This window comes from Rhodococcus sp. AG1013 (assembly GCF_003350365.1).
GTDB lineage: Bacteria > Actinomycetota > Actinomycetes > Mycobacteriales > Mycobacteriaceae > Prescottella.
Genome location: NZ_QQAT01000012.1, coordinates 91,241 through 115,821 on the forward strand (window position 1 = coordinate 91,241; position 24,581 = coordinate 115,821).

Here is a 24,581-nt window from a genome sequence, read left to right on the forward strand (position 1 = left end):
CCGTCGTTGGACACTCGCACCGGAGGTTCCGCGGACGATTCCGCCGAGCAGCCGTTCGCGGCCCTGCACGAGACCCATTCCGGCGTCGTGTTCCTCCTCGGCGATCGCGTCTACAAGGCGAAGAAGCCGATACGCACCGACTTCCTCGACTTCAGCACGCGCGCGGCCCGCGTCGCGGTGTGCGCCCGGGAGGTCGAACTGAACCGTCGTCTCGCGCCCGACGTCTATCTCGGCGTGACGGAACTCCGTGACCCGGACGGCCGCGACGGCGAACCCCTCGTCGTGATGACCCGGATGCCCGAGAAGGCGCGGCTGTCGGCCCTGCTGCGTTCGGAGGTGCCGGTCCAGGATCGGGTCGATGAGATCGCCGACCTGATCGCAAGATTCCATCGGAGCGCGCACCGCGGCCCGCACGTCGATCACGAGGGGACCATCGAGGCGGTCCGTCGGCGGTGGCGCAACAACTTTCGCGAGACTCGGACGATGCCGCAGGACGTCGTCTGCGACGACCGCCTGGACGCGCTCGAGCGCACCGTGAACAGGTTCCTCGACGGGCGTGGGCAGTTGTTCGCGGACCGCATCACGCAAGCCCGGATCGTCGACGGCCACGGCGACCTGCTGGCGGACGACATCTTCTGCCTCCGCGACGGTCCACGCGTCCTGGACTGTCTCGAGTTCGACGACCGACTCCGGTACGTCGACGGCCTCGACGACGCCGCCTGCCTCGCGATGGATCTCGAATTCCAGGGCCGCGCCGACCTGGCGACCCGTTTCCTGGACCGGTACACCGGTCAGGCCGACGATGCTGCGCCCGACGCGCTGCGCCACCACTACATCGCCTACCGCGCCTTCATGCGGGCCAAGGTCGACTGTGTCCGGCACCTGCAGGGCCGGTCCGAGTCCGCGCAGGACGCACTTCGCCACACCGCACTGGCCGCGGAACACCTGCGCCGCGGGGCGGTTCGCCTCGCCCTGGTGGGAGGGCTGCCCGCGTCCGGTAAGTCCACGGTCGCGGCGCGCCTGGCGGAATCGGTGGGCGCGCTGCTGCTGTCGAGCGACGCGATCCGCCGTGAACTGTTCGCCGACGAACGCGGCCGCGACCCGGCACCCGGATTCCGCGGCGGACGGTACTCGGCGGAGGCGACGGACCGGGTGTACGCGACGATGCTCGACCGGGCCCGCGAGGCCCTGGGACGGGGCATCTCCGTCGTCCTCGACGCGTCGTGGACGGACGCCCGGCTGCGCCGGCGGGCCGAGGCGATGGCGTCGGACGCCGTCGCCGACCTGGTCGCGCTGCGATGTGTCGCCCCGCCGGCGGTCACCGAGTCGCGACTGCGCGACCGTGCGACCGCCGGCGGTGACCACGACTCCGAGGCCGATCCCGCCATCGCGCATGCCATGGCGCGGCGTGCGGACGAGTGGGCCGAGGCCGTCGGGGTCGACACGACAGGTCCGGTCGCGGATGCGGTGCAGGCCGCCGAAGACCGCTGGTGGACCGGTGCACGCCGACCGTAGTCCAGTCGGGATGGTCAGCGCGGCATCGGGAATCGTCGGTCCAGATCCAGGTTGAGATTCAGTACGTTCACGGTGGGCTCGCCCAGGAAGCCGAGTCCGCGGCCGTCGGTGTGGGCGTCGACGGCGGCACGGATCAGGTCCGCGCCGACGCCGCGGGCGGCGGCTACCCGCGGCACCTGCAGCTCGGCATACTCGGTGGAGATGTCCGGATCCAGACCGCTGCCGCTCGCCGTGACCGCATCCGCGGGGACCGCCGGCCGCGCCGGTGCACCGCCACGAACGGGGACGATCCGGCCCGCGTCGTAAGTTTCGCGGTCGCCGAAGCGCGCGCACTCCACCGGGGCCCCCTCGTAGCTGTCCAGGAATGTCCGGGCTGGGACCGCTGGGTCCGTCGAGCAGGGCTCGTTGACGCTCACCACCCGTTCCGGGCGGGGGACATTGCCGTCGGCGTCCCGGGGCTCGATCACCGACAGCACCGCACCCACGCCTCCGGCGGTGCAGAACGGCCGGGATCCGTCCACCCCCTCGAGTTGTCCGACCCCGCGGCTGCGGGTGCACACGGCGGTGAGCAGGCTCGGCACGAATCCGGCGTCGGTCGGGGTCGCGCCGCGCGCCAACAGGTCGGGATGGGCCGGGGTGTCCCGGATGCTCTCCGGCCCGAGGTTGCTCGCCCCGGAAGCGAGGGTGTCGAATCCGGTTCCCGCGGCCGACGGGCGGCTCTGGAAGTACCGGCGCAGCGGATTCCCGTCGGAACCGGTGAACGACTGACCGATTCGTCCACTACCGACCGGCGTGCCGTCGACCGTGACGATCGCGCCGTCGGCGCGGTCGCGCAGCCACGGCACCGCGGCCACCCCCCACACCGCGACGGGGTAGACGACGCCGGTGATCACGGTCAGCACCAGAAGCGCTCGCAGCGCGGCAACGTGCTGGCGGAGCCAGGCGCGGCGCATGTCAGGACATCCCCGGCAGGAACTGCAGGATCAGATCGATCAGCTTGATCCCGACGAACGGCGCGACGACACCGCCGAGCCCGTAAATGTAGAGGTTGCGGCCGAGCAGCTTCTGCGCGGTCGCCGGGCGGTACCGCACGCCCCGCAGCGCCAGCGGGATCAGCGCGACGATGACGAGTGCGTTGTAGATGACCGCCGCGAGGATCGCGGACTGCGGGCTGTGCAGGCGCATGACGTTCAGCAGAGCGAGGCCGGGGAAGAGCACCACGAACATGGCCGGGATGATCGCGAAGTACTTCGCGATGTCGTTGGCGATCGAAAACGTCGTCAACGCGCCGCGGGTGATCAACAGCTGCTTGCCGATCTCGACGATCTCGATGAGCTTGGTGGGATCGGAGTCGAGATCCACCATGTTGCCGGCTTCCTTGGCCGCCGAGGTGCCGGTGTTCATCGCGACGCCGACGTCGGCCTGCGCGAGGGCCGGCGCGTCGTTGGTACCGTCTCCGGTCATCGCGACCAGTTTCCCGTTTGCCTGTTCCCGCTTGATCAGGGCGAATTTGTCCTCCGGGGTGGCCTCGGCCAGGAAGTCGTCGACGCCCGCCTCCTTCGCGATAGCCTCCGCGGTCAGCGGGTTGTCGCCGGTGATCATCACCGTCCGGATTCCCATGTGGCGCATTTCCTCGAAGCGCTCACGCATTCCTCGTTTGACGACGTCCTTGAGGTGGATCACGCCGAGGACACCGGCACCGTGACTGTCGGCCCGACCCACCACCAGGGGCGTGCCGCCCTCTTCGGAGATGCGGTCCGCGATCTGCGCGAGCTGATCGGGGACCCGGCCGCCGTGACCGGCCACCCAGTTCGAGAGGGCTGCAGTTGCCCCCTTGCGGAGCATCTCGCCGTCGTCCAGGTCGACGCCGGACATCCGGGTCGTGGCGCTGAACTCGACCCAGGTGGCACGCGAGAGCTCGCCCGGCGTCCGCTCGCGCAGATCGTAGGCCTGCTTGGCGTAGACGACGATCGAACGACCTTCCGGGGTCTCGTCGGCGAGGCTCGCCAACTGGGCCGCGTCGGCGAGGTCCTGCGCGGAAACCCCGTCGAGCGCGACGAACTCGGAGGCCTGACGATTGCCCAGCGTGATGGTGCCGGTCTTGTCGAGGAGTAGCGTGTTCACGTCGCCGGCGGCCTCCACCGCGCGTCCGGACATCGCCAGCACGTTGCGCTGCACCAGTCGGTCCATTCCTGCGATCCCGATCGCCGACAGCAGGGCCCCGATCGTGGTGGGGATCAGGCACACCATCAGCGACACCATGACGATCCCGGCAACCCCGTACTGGTTCAGGGCCGCGGTGTCGGGAACACCGGGATTGTCGGCCTTCGAGTAGATCGCCAGGGGCTGCAGGGTCGCCACCGCGAAGACGAAGATCACGGTCAGGGCCGCCAGGAGGATGCCGAGCGCGATCTCGTTGGGCGTCTTCTGCCGGTTGGCGCCCTCGACCAGCGCGATCATGCGGTCGATGAAACTGCCGCCCGGCTGCTGGGTGATCCTGACGACGATCCGGTCCGACAACACCTGGGTGCCGCCGGTGACCGACGAGCGGTCACCCCCCGATTCCCGCACGACGGGCGCGGACTCGCCGGTGATCGCCGACTCGTCGACCGACGCGATGCCCTCCACGACGTCGCCGTCTCCCGGAACGGTCTGTCCCGCTTCGACGATCACGACGTCGCCCTGCCGCAGATCCGTCGCCGCGACGTCGGTCTCGCTCACTACGGTGCCCCCGGGGGCCCAGTCGGGAAGCAGTCGTGCGCGGGTGCCCGTCCGAGCCTGACGGAGGGCATCGGCCTGAGCCTTGCCACGTCCCTCGGCGACGGACTCCGCGAGATTCGCGAATACGACCGTGATCCACAGCCAGAACACCGCGGCCCACGCGAACCAGGACGGGCTCAGGACCGCGAGGACCGTGCTCCACGCGGCACCCACCTCGACGATGAACATGACGGGATTGCGCCACAGCAGGCGCGGATCGAGCTTGCGGACGGCGACCGGTGCTGCCGCGGCGATGGTTCGTGCGTTGAGCAGGCTCGTGGTTCGGCCCGCCGCCCCGGACTTCGGCGACGCGGGAGGGGCCGGCGGCGGGCCGGGGGCGCTCATCGGTGGATTCCCTCCGCCAGCGGGCCCAGCGCGAGTGCGGGCAGGAACGTCAGGGTGACCAGGATCAGCGTCACCCCGGTGACGAGGGCGACGAACTGCGGGCGGTGCGTGGGCAGGGTGCCGGCCGAGGCGGGAACCGATCCCTGCCGGGCGAGCGTGCCGGCGAGCGCGAGAACGAAGATGATCGGCAGGAATCGTCCGAGCAGCATCGCGACGCCGAGGGCCGTGTTGTACCACGGGGTGTTCGCGGCGAGCCCGGCGAACGCCGACCCGTTGCTGTTGGCGACGGATGTGAACGCGTACAGAACCTCCGACAACCCGTGCGGGCCCGTGTTGAGCATCCGCTCCCGCGGCCCGGGCAGCGCCATCGTGACGGCCGTGCCGACGAGGATGACCAGCGGGGTGACCAGGAAGTAGGCGGCGGCAAGTTTGATCTCACGCGGGGTGATCTTCTTCCCGAGGTATTCCGGGGTGCGCCCGACCATCAGTCCGGCGATGAACACGGTGATGACAGCAAGGATCAGAATGCCGTAGAGGCCGGAACCGGCACCGCCCGGTGCCACCTCGCCGAGTTGCATGTTCAGCATCGTCATCATGCCGCCGAGACTGGTGTACGAGTCGTGGGCCGAGTTGGTGGCCCCCGCCGACGTCAGCGTCCCGGTCGCGGCGAAGGTGGCCGAATTCGCCACCCCGAAGCGCTGTTCCACACCCTCCATCGACGCGCCGATCGCGGTCGGGGCCGTTCCGTGGTGCTGGAGTTGCAGCAGGTTCGTCAACGTCACGCTGACGACCGCGAGGATCGCCGTGATCGCGGCGATCGCGTATCCCTGCTTCCGGCTCCCCACCATCCGGCCGAAGGTGCGGGGCAGCGCCGACGCGATGAGCAGCATCAGCAGGATCTGCACCCAGCTGGTCCAAGCCGTCGGGTTCTCGAACGGATGGGCCGCATTCGCGTTGAAGTAGCCGCCGCCGTTGGTGCCCAGCATCTCGATGGACTGTTGACTCGCGACCGGACCACCCGGTAGCACCTGGGTACCGCCGGTGAGGGTGCCGACCGAACGCTGGACGGCGAAGTTCTGGACGACGCCACCCACCACGAGTACCACCGCGCCGACGAAGGCGATGGGGAGCAGGATCCGGACCGTTCCCCGCACCAGGTCGACCCAGAAGTTCCCGATCACGGCGCTACGGGTCCGCGCGAAACCCCGCACCAACGCGATCCCGACACCCATCCCGACCGCGGCGGAGACGAAGTTCTGCACCGCGAGCCCGGTCATCTGGACGAGCGGGCTCATTGTGGACTCGCCCGCGTACGCCTGCCAGTCGGTGTTGGTGACGAAGCTGACCGCCGTGTTCCAGGCCAGGTCCGAGGTCATGGGCGTCGCCGGTGCGGGCACGTGCAGCCACAGGTGCTGCTGGACCAGTTGCAGCCCGAACAGGAACACGATGCCGACCGCAGAGAAGGCGAGAACGCTGCGCGCGTACACCGGCCAGCTGTGCTCGGCCGTCGGCTCGACGCCGATCAACCGGTACACGACGCGTTCGAGCCGCGAATGCGAGGTTCCCGAGTACACCCGGAACATGTAGTCCCCGAGCGGGACATGGACGAGCACGAGCACCACCAGCAGTGTTCCCGCGAACAGCGCACCGGCCGCGGCGGAACTCATCAGAATCGCTCCGGGAAGAACAACGCGGCAGCGAGAAACACGGCGATGAGTACGACCGTCACCAGTCCCACGGCATTGTCGAAGTTCACAGCCGCTCCACCGCCCTCAGCACCACCGTGAGCAGGAGAAAGATCACCACCGTCAGTGCGGTGAACACCACGACCGCCATGTCCGCCTCCCCGGTCGTCGAGCCCTCGGTGGACAGGCCCACGGAGGGACTTTCACCTCGATTCAACGTCGGGGTACTGCACAGCGGGGCCAGAATGGGAGTTACCGCGAGGTTTACCCGGATGGGAGGCCGTCGGAGACCATGACGAGCTCCGCGCACCCCGAACCCCCGCCGCGGCGCGGGGCACTGCACATCTATCTGGGGGCCGCCCCGGGGGTTGGCAAGACCTGCGCGATGCTCGCGGAGGCGCACCGGCAGTCGGCGCAGGGTGTCGACGTCGTCGTCGGGGTGGCCCAGACATATGGTCGCGCCGAGACGTCGGCACTGCTCGAGGAGCTCGAAACAGTCCCCCCGCGTCGGGTGACCTATCGCGGCGCCACCTTCGACGAACTCGACGTCGACGCCGTGCTCGGCCGGCGCCCCCGCATCGCGCTGGTCGACGAGCTCGCCCACACGAATCTTCCCGGGAGCCGGCACGAGAAGCGATGGCAGGACGTCGACGAGCTTCTGGAAGCCGGAATCGACGTCTACTCGACCGTCAACGTCCAGCATCTCGAGAGCCTCAACGACGTGGTCGAGCACATCACCGGCATCGCACAGAGGGAGACGGTTCCCGACGACGTCGTCCGCGACGCCGACCAGGTCGAGATGGTCGACGTCACGCCGGGGGAGCTGCGCCACCGGCTCGCCCAGGGCAAGGTCTATGCCGCGGACCGGGTCGATGCCGCGCTGAGCAACTACTTCCGGCCCGAGAACCTCACCGCGTTACGGGAGCTGGCCCTGCTGTGGCTGGCCGATCAGGTCGACATGGCGTTGGACAAATACCGCGTCGACGAGAGCGTCACCGACATCTGGGAGACCCGCGAGCGCGTCGTGGTCGCCGTGACCGGCGGGCCGGAATCGGTGAAGCTGGTTCGCCGGGCCGCCCGCATCGCCGCCCGGTCCAGCGCACGGCTGATGGTGGTTCACGTCGTCAGCGGGGACGGGACCGCCGGCGCATCCACCGCCACGATGGCCGAGATCCGACGTCTCGCGTCCGCTTCACGGGCGAGTGTGCACAGCGTCGTCGGGAACGACGTGGCCGAGGCGCTCCTCGAGTTCGCACGCTCGGTAGACGCGACCGAGCTGGTGATCGGATCCTCCCGGCGGTCACGCCTTTTCCGGATCCTCGACGAAGGCGTCGGAGAAGAGGTGATCCGGGGAGCCGGACAGATCGATGTGCACATCGTCACCCACGCCGGGGCCGCGGGAGGGCCACGGCTCTCCGTGGCGGAAACCAGGTGGCTCGTCGTCTCGAGCGGGGTCGCAGTACTGATACTGACCGCTGCGTCCACGCTGCTGGCGACCCGGAGCGGACTGCGTGCCGAGACCACGGGCGCGATCGCGCTGTTCGCCGGTGCAGTCTTCCTGATGTCGTTGGCGGTCGTCGCGCTGGTGGACGTTGCGGTCCTCCGAACTCGCCAGGCCCGCCGCGCCTCTCAGGAAGCCGAACTGCTCGCTCTGTTCGCGGGTTCGGTGCTGCGGGGATCCGACCTTCCGGCCCTGCTCGAGCGGGTCCGCGAGACGTTCGGACAGAACGGGGTCAGCGTGCTGCGCCGCGGCGCCGGTCCGGTCTGCTCGGTCGGTGCGCATCCGCCCGGCACGACAGCCGCCGCGAGCACCGTGTGCGAGGTCGGCGACGGTGAATATGCGCTCGCGTTGTCGGGCCGCGGTGTGCGCGCCCACGACCGCCGCGTCCTGACCGCGGTCGCCAATCAGGCGGTCGCGTTGTACCGGCAGCAGAACCTCGTCGACGCCGCCGGCGAGGCCCGTGCCCTCGCCACCACCGCCGACCTGCGGCGGGCGCTGCTCGCCGGGATCAGCCACGACCTGCGGACACCGCTGGCCGCGATCAAGGTCGCGCTGTCCAGTCTGCGCAGTCGGGAACCGGGCGAGTTCACCGCGCGCGATGTCGACGAATTGCTCGCGACGTCCGAGGAATCGACCGATCGGCTGATCGAACGGGTGGACGACCTGATCGATTCGTCGCGACTCGCGGCCGGCGAGGTGCGCCCGACGATGCACCGCGTGGCCGTCGAGGAATCAGTGCACGGTGCTCTGCTGTCGATCGCGCGGGCCGCCGACGGACGCGACCGGATCGGCCCGGACCGCGTAAACGTCGACGTCGACGCCGTCTCGGTTCGTGCCGACCCGGGGCTGCTCGGGCGCGTCCTCGAGAACCTGCTGGCGAACGCGCTGCGCCACAGCGGTGGTCGGCCGGTCCGCGTCGGTGCCGCGCGGGTGGGCGAGCTCGGCGTCATCACCGTCGCCGACGCGGGTCCGGGCATCCCACCGGGCAGTGAGAGCCGCATCTTCGACCCGTTCCAGCGCCTCGAGGACGGCCGGCACGCGGCCGGGGCGGGGCTGGGGCTGGGGTTGTCGGTCGCGCGCGGGTTCGTCGAAGCGATGGGCGGCACCGCGACTGCGACGGCAACGCCGGGCGGTGGCCTGACCGTCCTCGTCACACTGGATGCGGCCTCCGGTGCCGCCGACGGCGCATCGTCCATTCGGTGACAGTTGGCCCTACTCGGGCGGCCGCGTCTGGGGTGTGCTGGTCAGATCAGCTCGTGCGTCACGACCCGTGATCGAGGTCTTCGCCAGGTGCAGGGGAGGACGGATGCCACGCTCTCGAGATCTGCTCAGGCGGTTCCGCCCCGCGGGAACCCCCGGCGCCGCGGCCTCCACCGGTGTCCCGGCGGACCGCGTGTCCGAACTGTCCGCCGAGCTCGCCCCGATCCTCGCGTTGGTGGCGGACGACGACGCGCAGGCCGACCGCGTCCGGGCCGAGGCCGAGCAGAAGGCGCAACGCACGACGGAGCTGGCCGCGCAGCGGGCCCGCGATCGCCTCACCGACGCCCGACTGCGCGCCGAGGCGGAACGCTCCGCCGCCGCGGCCCAGGTGGGCCGCGGGTCGGCACAGCAGGCGGAGCGCATCGTCGCCGACGCGCGCCGGGAAGCGGACGTGGTGCGCGAACGCGGCCGCGAACGAATCCCCGATCTGGTGCGGCGCGTCGTCGACGACATTCGGGGCGGCGCGATTGGCGGCCCGTCGTGAGCACCTCGTGGGTTGCCGGCACGGTGCGTGCGCGGGCACTGGCGCAGCGACGGATCGGCGCCGACGCGGCACGTCAGCTGGCGCGCTCCGGGACCCGATCCGACGCAGTCCGGGCGGTGTCGCAGACACCGTACGGACACGCCGTCCATCCCGCCGATTCCCTCGCCGCGGCACAACACGGTGTCAGCGCAACACTGCTGTGGCAATTGCGGGTGCTTGCGGGCTGGCTGCCCCACGACGGCGTCGACGTCGTCCGACTCCTCGCCCGCGGGTTCGAGATCGCGAACATCGACGAGCAACTGGCGCAGGACGGGCGCGGCGTGGGCGATCCGCTGTACCGCCTCGGGGCGCTCGCGACGGCCGGCCACCGCATCGTCGGCATCCACGCCGCGCCCGTCCTGCGCGAGGCGTTGCGGTCGACTCCGTGGGGCGATCCCGGCGGTTCGTCCGCATGGGAGGTCGGAGTCGGGCTCCGCCTGAACTGGGCGGATCAGGTGATGGGACCGATCCCCGAAGCGGCCAGATGGGCGCGTGCCGCCACGGCGCTGCTGCTCGCGCGCATCGCCTGGTCGGACAGGCGAGTCCTTCCACCCGCGCTGGCCCGGCGCGCGGCGACCGTGATCGGGCCCGGATTCGTCGACGTCGTCGGCCCGACGTCGACGCAGGTAGCCGCCGCCGTCGAACACCTACCCGCCGACACCCGGTGGGCTTTCGATCGGGTGGACCGCCCCGAGAACGTGTGGCGAGGCGAGGCGGCATGGTGGCGCCGCATCGACCGTGACGGGTTCGCGCTCCTGCGTGAGCAGGGATTCGGGCGCGGGCCGGTCGTCGGGGCCGTCGCGGTTCTCGCGGCGGACGCCTGGCGTGCGCGCGCGGCACTCGCATCCGCGGCGCGCCACGAGGTCGTCGGCGACTCGGCGGTGGAGGCGTTCGATGTGGTGGCCTAGTGCCGCGGCTCCGGCCCGGATGCGGCGAGTGGCGCTCGTCGCGCCGGTCGCCCGTATCCGCCCGGTCCTCGTGCAGACGGCGGACGCGGGAATCGTCGAGATCGATGTGCCCGAACCGCCGACCGCGAGCAGAGACGCTCTCCGCGCGGGGGGCGATACGCCGACCGCACCGCGACTGTCGCTCACGACGCCCGATCGCGACGCGCTGGAGCGGGCCGGGCGCCGCGATCTCCTCGCCGGTGAGTCGGAACTGGACGTGGTGGGCGCCGCGGCGGTGGTGCGCGGTGGTGTTGCCGCTTTCGCCGGGTGGGCGCGCGAATCCGACGTGCTCGGGCTGGCACGGCAACTGGAACCGGAAGGCGGCGCCGTGGTCCTCCTCCTGACACCGCTCGGCACCGACCCGCCCACGGCCCTCGCCACCGGAGGGACGCTGCGGCGCTCGTTCGCACCGCTCGTCGACACCTACGGCACCGTCCCGTACGCGGACCTGGATCCGACACTGGCCGCCGGACTCGCCTACGTGTTCATGTTCGGGATGATGTTCGGCGACGTCGGCCACGGCGCGCTCCTGGTCATCGGAGGTCTGCTGCTTCGCGCCGGACGGCTCCCATGGACGGCTCGCTACGGCCGGGTATGGCCGTTCGTGGCGGGGGCCGGCGCGGCGGCGGCGGTCTTCGGGTTGTTGTACGGCGAATGTTTCGGCCCCACCGGAGTGGTGCCCGTGCTGTGGATCGCGCCGCTCGAACAGCCGGTCACGCTGCTGGGTGTCGCTCTTGGTGTCGGGGCGGTCCTCCTCGCGGGCGCCTACGTCCTCGGCACCGTCAATCGCTGGCGCGAGGGCGGATGGGCTGCCGCGCTGAGCGCTCCGTCCGGGCTGGCCGGCGCCGCGGTGTTCGCGGGGCTCGGGATGGTCGTGCTCGGACTCGTCGCAGGCAGCGGGTGGCTGCTCGCCGGGGGCGTCGTCGTGGCGCTCGGACTACTGCTCGCCTCGGTCGGATTCCTCGCCACCGCTGAGGGCGGTGCCGCCGGTGTCGTGCAGACCGTCGTCGAACTGTTCGACGCGGTGATCCGGTTGGGTGCCAACCTCGTCTCGTTCGCCCGACTGGCCGCGTTCGGGCTCACTCACGCCGCGGTCGGGATGGTGGTGTGGGACGGCACGACGAACCTGTGGCGGCTCGGAGGTGTCGGGATGGTCGCCGCGGTCGCCGTATTCAGCGTCGGCAACGCACTCGCGTTCGCGCTCGAGGCCCTCGTCGCCGGGGTGCAGGCGCTGCGACTCGAATACTACGAACTGTTCTCGCGGATCTTCGTCACGGAGGGACGTCCGTTCCGTCCGTGGCATGTTCCGCTCGAACCGTCGAGGAGGATCCCGTGACCATCTGGTTGTACGCGCTGCCGGCCCTGTTCGTGGCCGTCGCCGCGATCCTGTTGATCCTGCGCCGTGGTGGCCGCGTCGCGCTCGGTCTGGTCATCGCCTTCGACCTTGCGGTCCTGCTCGGCGCCGTCGCCGCGGTGATCGTCGCCGCCAGTGGGACACCGGCGGCGGCGACGGTGCTGGCGGAGGCTCCCCAGCCGGCCGCCAACTGGGCCGCGTTACTCGGCGCCGCGATCGCCGTGGCCGGATCCTCGATCGGGGCCGCGATCGCCGTCGCCTATACCGGTGCGGCCGCGCTCGCCGCGATGAGCGAGCGACCCGAACTGTTCGGCAGGGCGATGGTGATCGTCGGACTGGCCGAGGGGATCGCGATCTACGGGCTGATCGTCGCGATCATCCTCATCGGGAAGGCCTGACAACGTGGCCCGGGTCGCGGTCCTGGGTGCCGCACCGGCGGTGCAGGGCTACGCGCTCGCCGGTGCGCTCGTGCTCGCTGCCCCCGACGACGCCGCGGTCCGCGCCGCATGGGAGTCCATACCCGACGATGTGGCGGTGGTGGTGGTCACCGCGGCCGCCGCGCGGGCGCTGGCGCCGGACCTCCTGCGCGGCGAGCGCCCCCTGGCTGTGGTGATGCCGTGACCACGGTGCAGACCGCCGCGACCGATGCCCTCGCCCCCGTGCGCAGGGCACTGGCGGCACAGGCGCGGCGTGACGCCGAGCGGATCCGGGCGGCGGCAGCGGCGAAGGCCGCGGCGACCGTGGCGGAGGCCGATCGGGCGGCCGAGGCGCTGCTTGCGCAGGCGCGGGCGGACGGGGAGACCGACGGTGACCTTCTCGTGGCCGCGGAACGCTCCCGGGCCCGTCGGGACGCCCGCGCCGTCGTGCTCGCCGCCCAACGGGAGGTGTACGACGAACTGCGGGCAAGGGTCCGGGCCGCCGCCACCGAGCTCCGGCGGGACCCCGGGTACCCTGCGCTGCGCGCGCAGTTGGCGCGACAGGCCCGCGCCGTGCTCGGAGCCGGTGCCGATATTCAGGACCACCCGGAGGGCGGCGTCGTCGGCACCGCGCCCGGCCGTCGGGTCGTGTATTCACTCCCGGACCTGGCCGAGCAGCAATTGACAGCACTCGGCGACGCCGTCTCCGGGGTGTGGGCGCCGTGACGGCCCGGGTGGTCCGAGTCTCGGGCTCGCTCGTCGAAGTGGAGCAGCTGCCGGCAGTCGCCATCTTCGACATCGTCGCGCTCGGCGCGCGCCGACTCCCCGGCGAGGTCGTCGCGATCGACGACGGACTGGTCACCGTGCAGGCGTACGAGGACACCGCCGGACTCGCGCCCGGCGCGCCGGCCGAGTCCTCGGGGGCCCCGCTGTCGGCGCGGCTGGGCCCCGGGCTGCTCGGCGGGGTCTTCGACGGGCTGTTGCGGCCACTCTCGGACGCGGGGACGTGGCTGTCACCGGGCGCGTCCGGTGACAGCGCCGACGAGCACTGCTGGGAGTTCACCCCGACCACGCGGGTCGGCGTACATGCGCAGTCGGGAGACGAACTCGGTGTGGTGACCACCGGCGGTCCGCTCACCGTGCCGATCCTGGTGCCGCCCACCCTGGACGGGATCGTCGACTCCGTCGCGGCCCCGGGCCGCTACCGTGCAGAGGCGGTGATCGCGTCGGTTTCCGGCACCGCGGTGCCGCTGTCGGAGCGGTGGCCGGTCCGACGACCGCGCCCCTCCCGAACCCGCATCGACGACGTCGAGGTCCTGCACACCGGGCAACGGGTCCTCGACATGCTGTTCCCGATCGCGCGGGGCAGCACGGCGGCGGTTCCCGGCGGTTTCGGCACCGGGAAGACCATGCTGCTGCAGCAGATCGCGAAATGGTGCGACGCCGACGTCATCGTGTACGTGGGCTGCGGCGAACGCGGCAACGAGATGGCCGACGTCGTGCAGGATCTGGCCTCGCTCACCGATCCCCGCACCGGACACCCGCTCGCGGCCCGGACCGTCGTCATCGCGAACACCTCCAACATGGCGTTGATGGCCCGCGAGTCGAGCATCTACAGCGGCGTGACGGTCGCCGAGTACTTTCGGGATCTCGGACACCACGTCGTCGTCATCGCCGACTCCACGTCGCGGTGGGCGGAGGCGCTGCGCGAGTTCGCCTCGCGGTCGGGCGAACTCCCGGCCGAGGAGGGCTATCCCGCCGATCTCGCGTCGGCGCTCGCCGCGTTCTACGAGCGTTCCGGCCAGGTCGTCACGCTCGGCGGCCGACGCGGCTCGGTCACCATCGTCGGCGCGGTCTCCCCGTCCGGGGGCGACATGAGCGAGCCGGTGACCGCCCAGACCCTGCGTTTCGTACGCGCGGTGTGGAGCCTCGACCGGGACCTGGCGTACGCGCGGCACTATCCGGCGGTCGCCTGGTCGGGGTCGTTCTCCACCGACACCGCGGCGATCGCCGCCCGACGTGCCCGCGACGGGGATCCGGGGTGGACCCGTCGGCGCGCCCGGATCAGTAGCCTGCTCGCGGACGCCGACCGCCTGGACGCACTCGCCGAACTCGTCGGCCGTCACTCGATGCCCGCCGCCGAACGCGTCGTCATGCTCGGCGGCCGACTGCTGCGGGAAGGCGTCCTGCAACAGAGCGCACTCAGCGACAACGACGGCTTCTGCTCCGCCGCGAAGGGCGCCGCACTCGCGGACGCAGTCCTGGCGGTCATCGACCGGTGCACGTCCCTCGTCGACGCCGGAGTGGAGGCCGACGCGCTGGAGGCCGTGGATTTCGGCCCACTGGTGCAGGCACGGGAGGAGGCCGGACCCGACGATCTCGACCGGGTGGAGCGTATCCGCGACGACATGCTCGCCCGGCTCGAGGAGTTGTCGTGAGCGGGGCGCCACACGTCGAGTACTCGCAGGTGAGCCGGCTGCGCGGCCCCCTGCTGGTGGTGCGCGGGGTCACGGGTGTGGGTTGGGACGAATCGGCGCTGATCCGGCTCGGGTCCGGAGAAATCCGGCACGGCCAGGTGCTCGAGGTCGACCGCGACCTGGCCGTGTTACAGGTGCTCGAACGCACGGACGGCATGCGCCCCGAGAACACGTTCGTCTCCTTCGCCGGCGAGGCACTGCACGTCCCGGTGGGTTCGGGCTGGCTGGGGCGGGTCTGCAACGGCCGCGGCGAACCGGTCGACGGGGGACCGCCGGTCCTCGCCACCCGGCGGGCCCCCGTGTCCGGCTTCCCGCTCAACCCGACGCACCGCGATCCACCCGCCGACGCGGTCCTCACCGGCGTCTCCGCGATCGACGCGCTGACCACCGTGGTGCGCGGGCAGAAGCTGCCGGTGTTCTCCGTCGGCGGGCTCCCGCACCTGGAGCTAGCCACGCAGGTGGCCGCGCAGGCCAATGTCGCCGGCGAACCGTTCGCCGTCGTATTCGCGGGCATGGGACTGACCCACGCCGACGCCGACGCGGTGCGCAACCGACTCGAACAGCGTTCCGCCGCAGGAGATCTCGTACTGGTCCTGAACACTGCCGACGAGCCCGCGGTCGAGCGGGTCCTCACGCCCCGACTGGCCCTGACGATCGCCGAGCACCTCGCGTTCGACGACGGTCGCCACGTCCTCGTCGTCATGGCCGACATGACGTCGTACGCGGAGGCGGTGCGGGAGGTGTCGGCCGCGCGCGGCGAGATCCCGGGCCGGCGGGCCTATCCGGGCTATCTGTACAGCGATCTGGCCTCGTTGTACGAGCGCTGCGGGCGCATCCGGGGCCGACCGGGCTCGGTGACCGTCGTGCCGGTACTCACGATGCCCTCGGGCGACATCACCCATCCCGTGCCAGATCTGACCGGCTACATCACGGAGGGGCAGATCGTGTTGTCGCCGCAACAGCAGAAGGACGGGATCTATCCGCCGGTCGACGTGCTCGCGTCGTTGTCGCGCCTGATGCGCCGGGGCGCCGGTCCCGGCCGCACCCGCGCCGACCACCTCGATCTGGCGGCCCAGGTGCTGGCGTCGATGTCGAAGGCGCGCCAGGTGGGCGAGCTGGCGGAACTGATGGGCGAGGACGCACTGGGCACCGTCGATCGCGCATACCTGGGATTCACCCGGACCGTCCAACGGCACCTGCTCGATCAGGGAGCCGACGAAACCCGATCCCTGGACGACACGCTGAACCGGGCGTGGGCAGCGCTGTCGACGCTCCCGCGTTCGGAGTTGACGATGCTCCCGCAGAGCCTGCTCGACGCGCACTACCGGCCGGCGGAGGGTAGCCCGTCATGAAGCGGATGGGGCACGTGCCTCCCGGACGGACGGGGCGACTGTGGCTCGAGCGCCGATTGGAGGTGGCCCGGCGGGGAGTGGACCTGCTCGACCGCAAGCGGCAGGTCCTGCTCGCCGAGGGGGAGCGACTCGAGCGGGTGGCGGCCGACACCGCCACCGCATGGCAGGACACCTGCCGGGAGGCCGACGCGTGGCTCGTCCGGGTCCTCCTGCTCGGTGGCGAGCGGGCGATCCGGCTGGGTACCGGCGAGACGGCGCAGGTCGACATCGAATGGGCGCGATCGATGGGGGTGCGGTACCCGGCCTCTGCCACGGTGACGACACCGGCAGAGCCGCTGCGGGACGACCCGCTGGACGGACCCGCGGTGTTCGACGCACGTCGCAGCCACCGCGCGGCACTCGAGGCGGCCGTCCGGCACGCGGCGGCCCTGGCGGCCGTGCGCACGGTGCGCGCCGAGGAACGGACGACCGCGCGGCGGATGCGCGCGCTCTCGCAGCGCTGGATTCCCGCCCTCGAGGACGAACTGAGGAGGCTGCGACTGGAACTCGAGGAACAGGAACATGCGGATGCCGTCCGGCGGCGGTGGGTTATGGACCGACGCACGGCAGACGGGCCTCGGCAGCCCGAGGCAGGGACGTAGCGCGACCGGGTCAGTCGACCTCGTTCGACACCTGCAGTTTCGCGGCCAGCACCGCCGCCTGGGTGCGGCGCTGCACCCCGAGTTTCGCCAGTAGCCGCGAGACGTAGTTCTTCACCGTCTTCTCGGCCAGGAACATGCGCGCCGCGATCTGCCGATTGGTCAACCCCTCACCGAGCAACACAAGCAGCCGCCGCTCCTGTGCCGTGAGATCGTCGGGCAGGCCGCGCCCGGGTCGGCTCGGGCGCGCCTGCTGGACGACCCGAGTGTCGTGCAGCGTGTGCCCAGCCCCGACCTCCCGCACGGCCTCCACCAGCTGCATTCCCCGAATATCCTTGACCACATAGCCTTTCGCGCCGGCAGCGGTGGCCTCCCGCATCGCGCGCTCGTCCCGGAACGAGGTGACCACCAAGCAGCGGAGCTCCGGCAGACGCGTGCGGAGTTGGCGACACACATCGATACCGCTGCCGTCGGGCAACCGGACGTCGAGGAGTACGACGTCCGGCCGCAGCGCCGGAATCCGCGCCAGCGCCTGCGAGCGGTTCTCCGCCTGCCCGATCACCTCCATCTCGGAGTCCGCGTCGATGAGTTCGGCCAGGCCACGCCGCACGATCTCGTGGTCGTCCACCAGAAAGACGGTCAACATCCGAGCACCTCCAGGTGCATTCGATCCGATCCTACGACCTGCGGACTCCCACGACCTTGCGGACTCGGCCCAGCCAGGACCGGGTCGCGGACACCGGGACTTCCGGCCCTACCCGCGTGCGACGGACACCGAAACGATGGGGGGACGCGAACGTGTTTGGAGGAGCGACCGTGGACGGTGCCCAGTCCGAATCGCCGATCGTCGTGGGAGTCGACGGATCCGCGACGTCGTATGCCGCGGTGAGCTGGGCGGCGCGGGAGGCCCGGTACCACCGTCGCAGATTGCACATCGTGACCGCGCTGGGTGCGCCCACCCCGTACGGCGACGGAATCCGCTTGCCGCCGAGCTACTTCACGGACCGCGACCGCGCCGTACACGCGCACCTCACGGAGGCCACCGCGATCGCCCGCACCGCACTGACCGACCCGGACGCCACCGAAGTCACGACCGAGGTTCTCGAGGGCTCGGCGCGGCCGGTCCTGATCGAGGTCTCGAAGTCGGCACGGATGATGGTCCTCGGCAGCCGCGGGCTCACCCGACTCACCGCGGTGCTCGCCGGTTCGGTGACCACCGCCCTCGCCACCCACGCGCACTGCCCGGTTGTCGTGATCCGGGGACAGGCAGGTCAGACTTCGGGAACCGGCGCCGTCGTCGTGGGTATCGACGGCTCCGAGAACAGCCGATCGGCCCTGGTCGTGGCTTTCGAGGAGGCGGCGCTGCGCGGCACCGACATCGTCGCGATCCACACCTGGTCGCCGTTCGCGCTGTCCACGGCATTCGACGACCAACTCGACCTGCCGTGGGACCAGGTGGAGGTCGCCGAGCGGGCGGTCCTGTCCGAGAGCCTCGCCGGCTCGCAGGAGCGCTACCCCGAGACCGCCGTGTCACCGATGGTGGTGCGGGGGCAGGCGGCGGACGAGCTGCGTGAGCAGTCCGCGGACATGGAACTGCTCGTGGTCGGCAGCCACGGGCGCGGCGGCTTCGCGGGCATGCTGCTCGGTTCCACCAGCACGACGCTCCTGCACACGGCGACATGCCCGCTGATGATCGTTCGAACATGACCGGCCACCGACCGGAGGGAACGCTGTGGGCAGGCTCGACGCGCAGATCTACCTGATGGCCGGTTCCGCCGTGGATGTCGGCGATGCGATCGCGCGGGCGTTCGAACGGCGCCGACCGTGCGTCGTCAGCGGGCCGAGCGGCCCGGACCCCCACCCCGACCTCGACCGCCTTCCGGCAGACGAGGACGGCGGACAATGCCGACCCTGATCGCATACGCGTCGGCTCACGGGTCGACCGCGGGGATCGCCCGCAGTCTCGGCCGGCGGCTGACCCACCGCGGCCTGGACGTAGAGGTCCGCGACTGCGCCGAGATACCTGCCGGCACGCGACCGAGCACCCTGGTCATCGGCAGTGCGGTACACGAGAGCGAATGGCTACCGACGGCGGCGCGGTTCGTGGACCATCTCGCCGCGGGCGCCGAGGAACTCCCCGTCTGGGCGTTCTCGGTCGGGATGGTAGGCGACGAGGGAAGCGCGCTCGCCCGCCCCGTCACGGCGCTGCTCCGACGGATGCTGCGCACCCGCGAGCCGACCGCGGTCCAGCAGCTACGGGCCCGGACCCACCTCCGCGGGCACCACCGCTTCAGCGGCCGCTTCTGCGCCACGGACGCGGCCGACACCGGTCGGGCCGGGCGAATGGTCTTCCGCGCCATGGGCGGCCACTACGGCGACTACCGGGAATGGAGCGCAGTCGAGGCATGGGCCGACGACATCGCAGTCGAGATCGATCGACAGACCCACTCCTGACCGCCGCGTACCCTCTCGATCCTCACGCCCGCCACACCTCGTCGACCGGACGGCGACCCGTCATCGGCGGCGCATCACCACCGGGCCGGGCGCCGATACGGACCACGATCTGAGGGAACGGGAATCGCTCACCCGCGTCGGCGCCCGCATCACCGACCAGCGCCCGGCTCGCCGACACCTCGGTGAGATGCGTCAGGGGGCACGTGGCCAGGCCTCGCGACGTGGCCGTGAGCAGGACGTGCGACAGCGCCTCACCGCTGCGCAGCCAGTCCAGTCGGGTGTCGGCCTCGGTGCTGATCACGGCCAGCGCGGCCCGGTCCGGGCCCGATTCCGGGGACGCGAGCGTACCCACCGGGAATTCGCGACCGACCGGGACGGCGCCCTCGGCCGGCAGCGCCGCGCCGGGAATACCCTGGTCGGGCAGCCGATGGCCCGCCCACCAATACAGTTCGGCGTGGTAGGCCGGATCGTAGCGGCGGATCGAGGCGCTGTTCCGCGCCGCCTCCGCCATCCGAGACGGGCCGTCCTCGCCGAGCATCGTCAAGGACGCCCCGAACCGGGGGACCAGATCCTCGTCCACGCCGACGAGATCCGCGGGGCGCGGGGCGGCGAACGGACGGCGATCGGTGCGCCGGTGGGCGATCGCGGTGCGCAACGCATCCGACCGGTTCTCGGTGTCCGCTGCCCGCGACCGGGGCAAGGGCTCGAACGCCACCGTCGCCAGGTGCATCGGGTTCCGCGAGTCGGGGAGTCGCTCGACCGCCGCGCCCCACCCGTACCGGGAGATCACGACCGCGAAATGGTGCAGCACGGCACCGCAACTGATCACCATCTGCCGGCCGATCGGATCGGCGACAGGAACCGAACGGGAGCCGTCGGCGTGCAACTGGAGTCGGCCGCCGGACATGGTCCACCGCCACGGCTGACTGTTGTGCAACGACGGCGCCCGGCAGGCCGTCTCGACTGCCTCTCGAATGGACTGGAGTGCCACACCGGCTGCCATCATCAACCGAGTCTCGTCGCGGCGCCACGGACCGGGGAAGGGCCCAAGGGCCCTTTCCGCACCGACCGCGCACCGACCGCGCGGGGCCAGGCACGTCCGATGACCTTGGGCCCTGTCGAGCACACCCGGCCAGGTGTTTGCTGAAGAGCAGACGGTGACCGACCACCGCGTCCCGACCGAGGAGCTCGGACCATGACCGCTCAGCCTGCCCGGACACAACAGCGCTGGACCGCGTCCATCGACCGACTCGGTCTCGCGGACGCACCGTCGGTCGGCGGCAAGGCCGCCAACCTCGGCGAACTCACCCGCAACCACTTCCCGGTGCCGCCGGGCTTCGCGGTTCCCGAGTACGCGTACCTCGCGGCGATGGACGCGGCCGGTATCCGCGCCGACCTCGCCGCGCGCGGCGTCGCATCCCGCACCGCCGACGACGCCCGGATCACCCGCGCCGCCGAGGAACTGCAGCGCCTCGTCCGGGACGTCGTTCTCCCGGAGAACATGCAGGACCAGATCCAGCGGGCGTACCGGGACCTCGGCGACGACGTGTCGGTCGCGGTGCGCTCCTCCGCGCCCGCCGAGGACGCCGCCGACACCTCGTTCGCCGGAATCCACGAGAGCTACACCGACGTCGTCGGCGTCGACGCCCTGATCGACGCGCTCCGCAAGTGCTGGGCGTCGCTGTGGTCCCCACGGGCACTGACCTATCGGATTCTGCGCAAGTACGACGACGAGCCGTCGATCGCGGTCGTGGTGCAGCGCATGGTCCGCTCCGATCGCTCCGGCGTCGCGTTCACCGCAGACCCCCGCACCGGCGCGCGGGACCGGATCGTCATCGAGTCGGCCCTCGGCCTCGGCGAGGTGATCGTCGGCGGACAGGTCGAACCCGACACCTACGTGGTCGCGAAGGACGGCTTCACCGTCCTCGACCGACACCTCGGCACCCAAGCCTTCGCGATCGAACCCTCCGACACCGGCGACCGCCGCGTCGAACTCTCGACCGATGACGCCTCCGGCCAGGTGCTCGCCGACACCCAGGTGGTGCAGGTCGCGAAGCTGGCCGCGTCGGTGGAAGCCCACTACGGCAAACCGCAGGACCTCGAGTTCGCGTTCGAGGGACCACAACTGTGGCTCGTGCAGACCCGCCCGATCACCACCCTCGGCGACAGCGGGCAGTCCGCACCCGCGGCACGAACAGCGGACCGGGCAACCCCACTGGCACACGGACTCGGCGCCGGCCCCGGCACCGCCACGGGAACCGCCCGGGTCCTCACCGAACTCGCCGACGCGGCCCGCCTCGCCGACGGCGACATCCTCGTCGCACCCATGACCCGCCCCGACTGGTTGCCGGTCCTGCGCCGCGCCGCAGCGATCGTCACCGACGGCGGGGGAGTGACCTGTCATGCCGCGATCGTCGGCCGCGAACTCGGCCGTCCCGTCGTCGTCGGAACCCACGACGCGACCACCACGATCGCCGACGGCACCCTCGTCACCGTTGACGGGGATCGCGGCACCGTCCACGCCGGCGCGCGCCCTGCGACCACGGAGCCCGAACCCGGCCGCACAGCCGAACCGGTGCGCGCGGCCCCCGCGGCTACGACGGCCACTGCCGTGTACGTCAACCTCGCCACACCCGACGCCGCCGAGCGCGTCGCCGCGACCGACGTCGACGGGGTGGGGCTGCTGCGCGCCGAGTTCATGATCACCGGAGCGCTCGGCGGCGCCCACCCCGCGGCGATGATCGCCGACGGGCGGCGCCAGGAGTACATCGACGAGATGGCCGCCGGGGTCGAACACATCGCCGCGGCCTTCGCGCCCCGCCCCGTCGTCTACCGGGCGGTGGACCTGCGCTCCAACGAATTCGCCGAACTCGAGGGCGGCGACGTCGAACCCGACGAGGACAACCCGATGATCGGATACCGCGGCTGCTTCCGGTACGTCCGCGAACCGGAACTGTTCGCACTCGACCTCGACGTGCTGCACCGGGTCCGGCGGCACCTACCGAACGTGCACCTGATGATCCCGTTCGTGCGGACCCGTTGGGAACTCGCCCGCTGCCTCGCCCAACTCGACGCCCATCCGCTCGGCACCGACCACGGCATGCTCCGCTGGATCATGGCCGAGGTGCCGTCCGTCGCGTACTGGATTCCCGCGTACGCCCAGCTCGGGATCCACGGCGTCTCCATCGGCAGCAACGACCTGACCCAGCTGATGCTCGGCGTCGACCGGGACTCCGAGATCTGCAAGGACCTGTTCGACACGATGGACCCGGCCGTCCTCGACGCCATCGACCGCATCATCGACACCGCCCGCCGCGCCGGCCTGACCACGTCGCTGTGCGGACAGGCCGTCTCCACCGATCCGCGACTCGCCGAGCATCTCGTGCGGCGCGGCATCACCTCCGTCTCGGTCACCGCCGACTCGGCGGCACACACCCGTCACGTGATCGCGTCCGCCGAACAGCGCGTCCTGCTCGAACACGCCCGCGGGCCCTCCCGCGGGGAGGCCTGACCGATGCGCGCCGGCGACATCATGACCAGCCGGATCGTCGCCGTCGGCGAGCACTCCACGCTCGCGCAGGCAGTGCGACTGCTGGCCGACACCCCGGACACCTCGCTGCCGGTCGTCGACGCCTCCGGGCACCTCGTCGGCCTCGTCACCGCCACCGATGTGCTCGAACGGATCCGGAACCTTCTCGAATCGTCCGACATCGGGGAGGCCGTCGGAGGTAGCGTCACCGATGCAATGGCCACACCCGTCCTCGCCATGACCGCCGACACCGATATCGAGCACGTCGCAGCCGCCCTCGGCGAACCCGGCACCTGCGCGGTGCCCGTCGTCCGCGGGTTCACGCCGATCGGGATGATCACCCGCCTCGAACTGGTGCGGGCGCTCGCACACCGCGAGACCGGGCCCGCACCACCGAGGAGAACCCCATGACCAACGGCCTGCCGAACGGCCCGATCGTCGTCGGTGTCGACGGCTCGCCGACCTCGCGTGACGCCGTTCGCTGGGCGGCGCAGGAGGCCGACGCCCTCGGTGCGCCCCTGCTCCTCGTGTCGAGTGTCAGCCCCGGCGGCATCGGTATGTCGTCGCCGTTCACCGACGACCTCCGGATCTCCGGTGAGCGGGCCGTCGAGGACGCGGTGGCGCTCGCGGCCGCCGAGATCCCCGGCGGCACCGTCGACACCCGCACCGAGTTGTCGCAGTCCACCCCCGTCAACGCGCTGCTCGAGCACTCACGGACCGCGCGCACCATCGTCCTCGGGACCCGCGGGTTGGGGGAGTTCACCGGCGGGCTCGTCGGATCCGTCACCTCGGCGCTCGTGCGGCACGCCCACTGCCCGGTCGCGGTGATCCCGGGATGGCCCCACCCCGGTGAGCCCCCGGTGGACGGCCCCGTCCTCGTCGGGGTCGACGGCACTGCCGCCAGTGAACCGGCGGTCGCCGCCGCGTTCGAGGAAGCCTCGCTGCACGGTGCCGAACTGGTGGCGGTACACGCGTGGTCAGACCGCGACCTGTCGATCGGCTCCCCGTTCGATCCGTCCGCCGGCACCAGCCGTCTCCCGTGGCTGACCACCGAGGCCGCCGAGCGGGCCGTGCTCGCGGAAAGCCTGGCCGGGTGGCAGGAAAAGTACCCGGACGTGGCCGTCCGTCCGATCGTCGTGCAGGACCGGCCCGTACGCAATCTCCTGATGCGCGGAAACGGTGCCCGGCTGATCGTCGTCGGAAACCGCGGGCGGGGCGGCTTCGCGAGCATGACACTCGGATCTACCAGCACCGCGCTGCTGCACACCGTGACGTGTCCGCTGCTGGTCGTCCGCTCCGCCCCCGGCGATCGGTCGCCCGGGGTCAGTCGACCGGCTTGACCTGGATCTGCTTGGCACCCGACGTCTTCGCCGTCAGCCCCACCGTCACCTCGAGGATGCCCTTCGAGTAACTCGCGTCCACCTTCTCCTCGTCGGCACCGGCAGGCAACGCCACCGTGCGACTGAAGGATCCGTAGCTGAACTCGGACCGACCGCCCTCGGACTTCTCCTCGGACCGTTCCGCTTCGATCGTCAGTTGACCGTCGGCGACACTGACCTTGATGTCATTCTCCGGGTCCAACCCCGGAAGCTCGGCCCGCAGAATGTAGCGGTCGTTCTCGACCCGATCCTCGACACGAATCAGATTGCCGCCGAACGGCGGTCGGAACCCTGTCACCGGGAAGGCGTCGAACAGTTCGGACAGGTCCGGAAACACCGAACGGCGCCGGGCCGGAACACTGGACATGATCACTCCTCGCTGTCGTGGAGACCGCGCAATCGGTCGCCACTCCATTCGACTCCGTTCGGCGCGAGGAAGGCAGGGT

General features: G+C 71.2%; 25 protein-coding genes. 17 read left to right on the forward strand and 8 right to left on the reverse strand.

The window, feature by feature from the left end:
• Positions 1-6 precede the first annotated feature (6 nt).
• Positions 7-1,515 carry an AAA family ATPase gene (locus tag DEU38_RS15920; protein ID WP_114722376.1) on the forward strand — a complete coding sequence of 503 codons (1,509 nt, stop codon included), beginning with the start codon at positions 7-9 and terminating at the stop codon, positions 1,513-1,515.
• 14 nt (positions 1,516-1,529) lie between these two features.
• Here DEU38_RS15920 and DEU38_RS15925 read toward each other — a convergent pair whose 3' ends face one another.
• From DEU38_RS15925 to DEU38_RS29240, 5 genes are read right to left on the reverse strand one after another with little or no spacing between them, the layout of a single operon-like run.
• On the reverse strand, positions 1,530-2,468 hold the full coding sequence (locus tag DEU38_RS15925) for a potassium-transporting ATPase subunit C (protein ID WP_114722377.1): 939 nt from the start codon (positions 2,466-2,468) through the stop codon (positions 1,530-1,532).
• A 1-nt stretch (position 2,469) separates the two neighbouring features.
• Entirely contained in the window at positions 2,470-4,620 is a 2,151-nt protein-coding gene (gene kdpB, locus DEU38_RS15930) for a potassium-transporting ATPase subunit KdpB (RefSeq protein WP_114722378.1), read from the reverse strand.
• Positions 4,617-6,287: a potassium-transporting ATPase subunit KdpA gene (gene kdpA, locus DEU38_RS15935; protein WP_114722379.1), complete on the reverse strand. Its 1,671-nt coding sequence runs from the start codon at positions 6,285-6,287 to the stop codon at positions 4,617-4,619. The genes kdpB and kdpA overlap by 4 nt, the downstream gene beginning before the upstream one ends.
• Entirely contained in the window at positions 6,287-6,376 is a 90-nt protein-coding gene (locus DEU38_RS15940; protein ID WP_114722380.1) for a potassium-transporting ATPase subunit F, read from the reverse strand. The genes kdpA and DEU38_RS15940 overlap by 1 nt, the downstream gene beginning before the upstream one ends.
• A complete protein-coding gene (locus DEU38_RS29240; RefSeq protein WP_258557945.1) occupies positions 6,373-6,498 on the reverse strand; it encodes a hypothetical protein in 126 nt (41 codons plus the stop codon). The genes DEU38_RS15940 and DEU38_RS29240 overlap by 4 nt, the downstream gene beginning before the upstream one ends.
• A gap of 99 nt (positions 6,499-6,597) precedes the next feature.
• Between DEU38_RS29240 and DEU38_RS15945 the strand changes: the two genes are divergently transcribed.
• The 10 genes from DEU38_RS15945 (at position 6,598) to DEU38_RS15990 (ending at position 16,776) form a co-directional block, all read left to right on the forward strand.
• Complete coding sequence (locus tag DEU38_RS15945; protein ID WP_114722381.1) at positions 6,598-9,009, forward strand: ATP-binding protein; 2,412 nt, start codon at positions 6,598-6,600, stop codon at positions 9,007-9,009.
• A gap of 103 nt (positions 9,010-9,112) precedes the next feature.
• Entirely contained in the window at positions 9,113-9,550 is a 438-nt protein-coding gene (locus DEU38_RS15950; RefSeq protein ID WP_114722382.1) for a hypothetical protein, read from the forward strand.
• On the forward strand, positions 9,547-10,497 hold the full coding sequence (locus DEU38_RS15955; protein ID WP_114722383.1) for a hypothetical protein: 951 nt from the start codon (positions 9,547-9,549) through the stop codon (positions 10,495-10,497). The genes DEU38_RS15950 and DEU38_RS15955 overlap by 4 nt, the downstream gene beginning before the upstream one ends.
• Positions 10,484-11,872: a V-type ATPase 116kDa subunit family protein gene (locus tag DEU38_RS15960; protein WP_258557946.1), complete on the forward strand. Its 1,389-nt coding sequence runs from the start codon at positions 10,484-10,486 to the stop codon at positions 11,870-11,872. The genes DEU38_RS15955 and DEU38_RS15960 overlap by 14 nt, the downstream gene beginning before the upstream one ends.
• On the forward strand, positions 11,869-12,288 hold the full coding sequence (locus tag DEU38_RS15965; RefSeq protein WP_114722385.1) for an ATP synthase subunit C: 420 nt from the start codon (positions 11,869-11,871) through the stop codon (positions 12,286-12,288). Before DEU38_RS15960 ends, DEU38_RS15965 begins: the two co-directional genes overlap by 4 nt.
• A 4-nt stretch (positions 12,289-12,292) precedes the next feature.
• Positions 12,293-12,511, forward strand: coding sequence for a hypothetical protein (locus tag DEU38_RS15970; RefSeq protein WP_114722386.1), 219 nt, complete (start codon positions 12,293-12,295; stop codon positions 12,509-12,511).
• The gene (locus DEU38_RS15975; RefSeq protein ID WP_181818810.1) at positions 12,508-13,032 is read left to right on the forward strand and encodes a V-type ATP synthase subunit E family protein; all 525 of its coding nucleotides are present in this window, start codon (positions 12,508-12,510) and stop codon (positions 13,030-13,032) included. Before DEU38_RS15970 ends, DEU38_RS15975 begins: the two co-directional genes overlap by 4 nt.
• The gene (locus DEU38_RS15980; RefSeq protein ID WP_114722388.1) at positions 13,020-14,744 is read left to right on the forward strand and encodes a V-type ATP synthase subunit A; all 1,725 of its coding nucleotides are present in this window, start codon (positions 13,020-13,022) and stop codon (positions 14,742-14,744) included. The genes DEU38_RS15975 and DEU38_RS15980 overlap by 13 nt, the downstream gene beginning before the upstream one ends.
• Positions 14,741-16,135 carry a V-type ATP synthase subunit B gene (locus DEU38_RS15985; RefSeq protein ID WP_114722389.1) on the forward strand — a complete coding sequence of 465 codons (1,395 nt, stop codon included), beginning with the start codon at positions 14,741-14,743 and terminating at the stop codon, positions 16,133-16,135. The genes DEU38_RS15980 and DEU38_RS15985 overlap by 4 nt, the downstream gene beginning before the upstream one ends.
• On the forward strand, positions 16,132-16,776 hold the full coding sequence (locus tag DEU38_RS15990) for a V-type ATP synthase subunit D (RefSeq protein ID WP_114722390.1): 645 nt from the start codon (positions 16,132-16,134) through the stop codon (positions 16,774-16,776). The genes DEU38_RS15985 and DEU38_RS15990 overlap by 4 nt, the downstream gene beginning before the upstream one ends.
• Positions 16,777-16,786: 10 nt before the next feature.
• On the opposite strand, the gene DEU38_RS15995 is transcribed toward DEU38_RS15990, so the two are convergent.
• Positions 16,787-17,419, reverse strand: coding sequence for a response regulator transcription factor (locus DEU38_RS15995; protein ID WP_114722391.1), 633 nt, complete (start codon positions 17,417-17,419; stop codon positions 16,787-16,789).
• A 170-nt stretch (positions 17,420-17,589) separates the two neighbouring features.
• On the opposite strand from DEU38_RS15995, the gene DEU38_RS16000 reads away from it, so the two are divergent.
• Genes DEU38_RS16000 through DEU38_RS16010 form a run of 3 tightly spaced genes read left to right on the forward strand, consistent with a single transcriptional unit; the run spans position 17,590 to position 19,227 of the window.
• Positions 17,590-18,480, forward strand: coding sequence for a universal stress protein (locus DEU38_RS16000; protein WP_220181926.1), 891 nt, complete (start codon positions 17,590-17,592; stop codon positions 18,478-18,480).
• Between the two features lie 25 nt (positions 18,481-18,505).
• Entirely contained in the window at positions 18,506-18,688 is a 183-nt protein-coding gene (locus tag DEU38_RS16005) for a hypothetical protein (protein WP_114722393.1), read from the forward strand.
• Positions 18,676-19,227, forward strand: coding sequence for a flavodoxin domain-containing protein (locus tag DEU38_RS16010; protein ID WP_114722394.1), 552 nt, complete (start codon positions 18,676-18,678; stop codon positions 19,225-19,227). The genes DEU38_RS16005 and DEU38_RS16010 overlap by 13 nt, the downstream gene beginning before the upstream one ends.
• A gap of 22 nt (positions 19,228-19,249) precedes the next feature.
• Here DEU38_RS16010 and DEU38_RS16015 read toward each other — a convergent pair whose 3' ends face one another.
• Positions 19,250-20,233, reverse strand: coding sequence for an Acg family FMN-binding oxidoreductase (locus DEU38_RS16015; protein WP_258557947.1), 984 nt, complete (start codon positions 20,231-20,233; stop codon positions 19,250-19,252).
• Positions 20,234-20,422: 189 nt separating this feature from the next.
• Here DEU38_RS16015 and ppsA point away from each other — a divergent pair, with 189 nt between their 5' ends.
• Genes ppsA through DEU38_RS16030 form a run of 3 tightly spaced genes read left to right on the forward strand, consistent with a single transcriptional unit; the run spans position 20,423 to position 24,096 of the window.
• Entirely contained in the window at positions 20,423-22,738 is a 2,316-nt protein-coding gene (gene ppsA / locus DEU38_RS16020) for a phosphoenolpyruvate synthase (RefSeq protein WP_114722395.1), read from the forward strand.
• 3 nt (positions 22,739-22,741) lie between these two features.
• Positions 22,742-23,167, forward strand: a complete 426-nt coding sequence (locus tag DEU38_RS16025) for an HPP family protein (RefSeq protein ID WP_114722396.1) — start codon at positions 22,742-22,744, stop codon at positions 23,165-23,167.
• Positions 23,164-24,096, forward strand: a complete 933-nt coding sequence (locus tag DEU38_RS16030; protein WP_181818811.1) for a universal stress protein — start codon at positions 23,164-23,166, stop codon at positions 24,094-24,096. Before DEU38_RS16025 ends, DEU38_RS16030 begins: the two co-directional genes overlap by 4 nt.
• Here DEU38_RS16030 and DEU38_RS16035 read toward each other — a convergent pair.
• Entirely contained in the window at positions 24,080-24,502 is a 423-nt protein-coding gene (locus DEU38_RS16035; RefSeq protein ID WP_114722467.1) for an Hsp20/alpha crystallin family protein, read from the reverse strand. The genes DEU38_RS16030 and DEU38_RS16035 overlap by 17 nt on opposite strands.
• Positions 24,503-24,581: the final 79 nt, after the last annotated feature.

Bases quoted from the DNA above. Each gene is read 5' to 3' on its own strand.
- ppsA (WP_114722395.1), top strand. From the start codon at position 20,423: ATGACCGCTCAGCCTGCCCGGACACAACAGCGCTGGACCGCGTCCATC.
- kdpB (WP_114722378.1), bottom strand. From the start codon at position 4,620: ATGAGCGCCCCCGGCCCGCCGCCGGCCCCTCCCGCGTCGCCGAAGTCC.
- kdpA (WP_114722379.1), bottom strand. From the start codon at position 6,287: ATGAGTTCCGCCGCGGCCGGTGCGCTGTTCGCGGGAACACTGCTGGTG.
- DEU38_RS16035 (WP_114722467.1), bottom strand. From the start codon at position 24,502: ATGTCCAGTGTTCCGGCCCGGCGCCGTTCGGTGTTTCCGGACCTGTCC.
- DEU38_RS16025 (WP_114722396.1), top strand. From the start codon at position 22,742: ATGCGCGCCGGCGACATCATGACCAGCCGGATCGTCGCCGTCGGCGAG.
- DEU38_RS15945 (WP_114722381.1), top strand. From the start codon at position 6,598: ATGACGAGCTCCGCGCACCCCGAACCCCCGCCGCGGCGCGGGGCACTG.
- DEU38_RS15995 (WP_114722391.1), bottom strand. From the start codon at position 17,419: ATGTTGACCGTCTTTCTGGTGGACGACCACGAGATCGTGCGGCGTGGC.
- DEU38_RS16030 (WP_181818811.1), top strand. From the start codon at position 23,164: ATGACCAACGGCCTGCCGAACGGCCCGATCGTCGTCGGTGTCGACGGC.
- DEU38_RS16010 (WP_114722394.1), top strand. From the start codon at position 18,676: ATGCCGACCCTGATCGCATACGCGTCGGCTCACGGGTCGACCGCGGGG.
- DEU38_RS15950 (WP_114722382.1), top strand. From the start codon at position 9,113: ATGCCACGCTCTCGAGATCTGCTCAGGCGGTTCCGCCCCGCGGGAACC.
- DEU38_RS15960 (WP_258557946.1), top strand. From the start codon at position 10,484: ATGTGGTGGCCTAGTGCCGCGGCTCCGGCCCGGATGCGGCGAGTGGCG.
- DEU38_RS16015 (WP_258557947.1), bottom strand. From the start codon at position 20,233: ATGATGGCAGCCGGTGTGGCACTCCAGTCCATTCGAGAGGCAGTCGAG.
- DEU38_RS15990 (WP_114722390.1), top strand. From the start codon at position 16,132: ATGAAGCGGATGGGGCACGTGCCTCCCGGACGGACGGGGCGACTGTGG.
- DEU38_RS15925 (WP_114722377.1), bottom strand. From the start codon at position 2,468: ATGCGCCGCGCCTGGCTCCGCCAGCACGTTGCCGCGCTGCGAGCGCTT.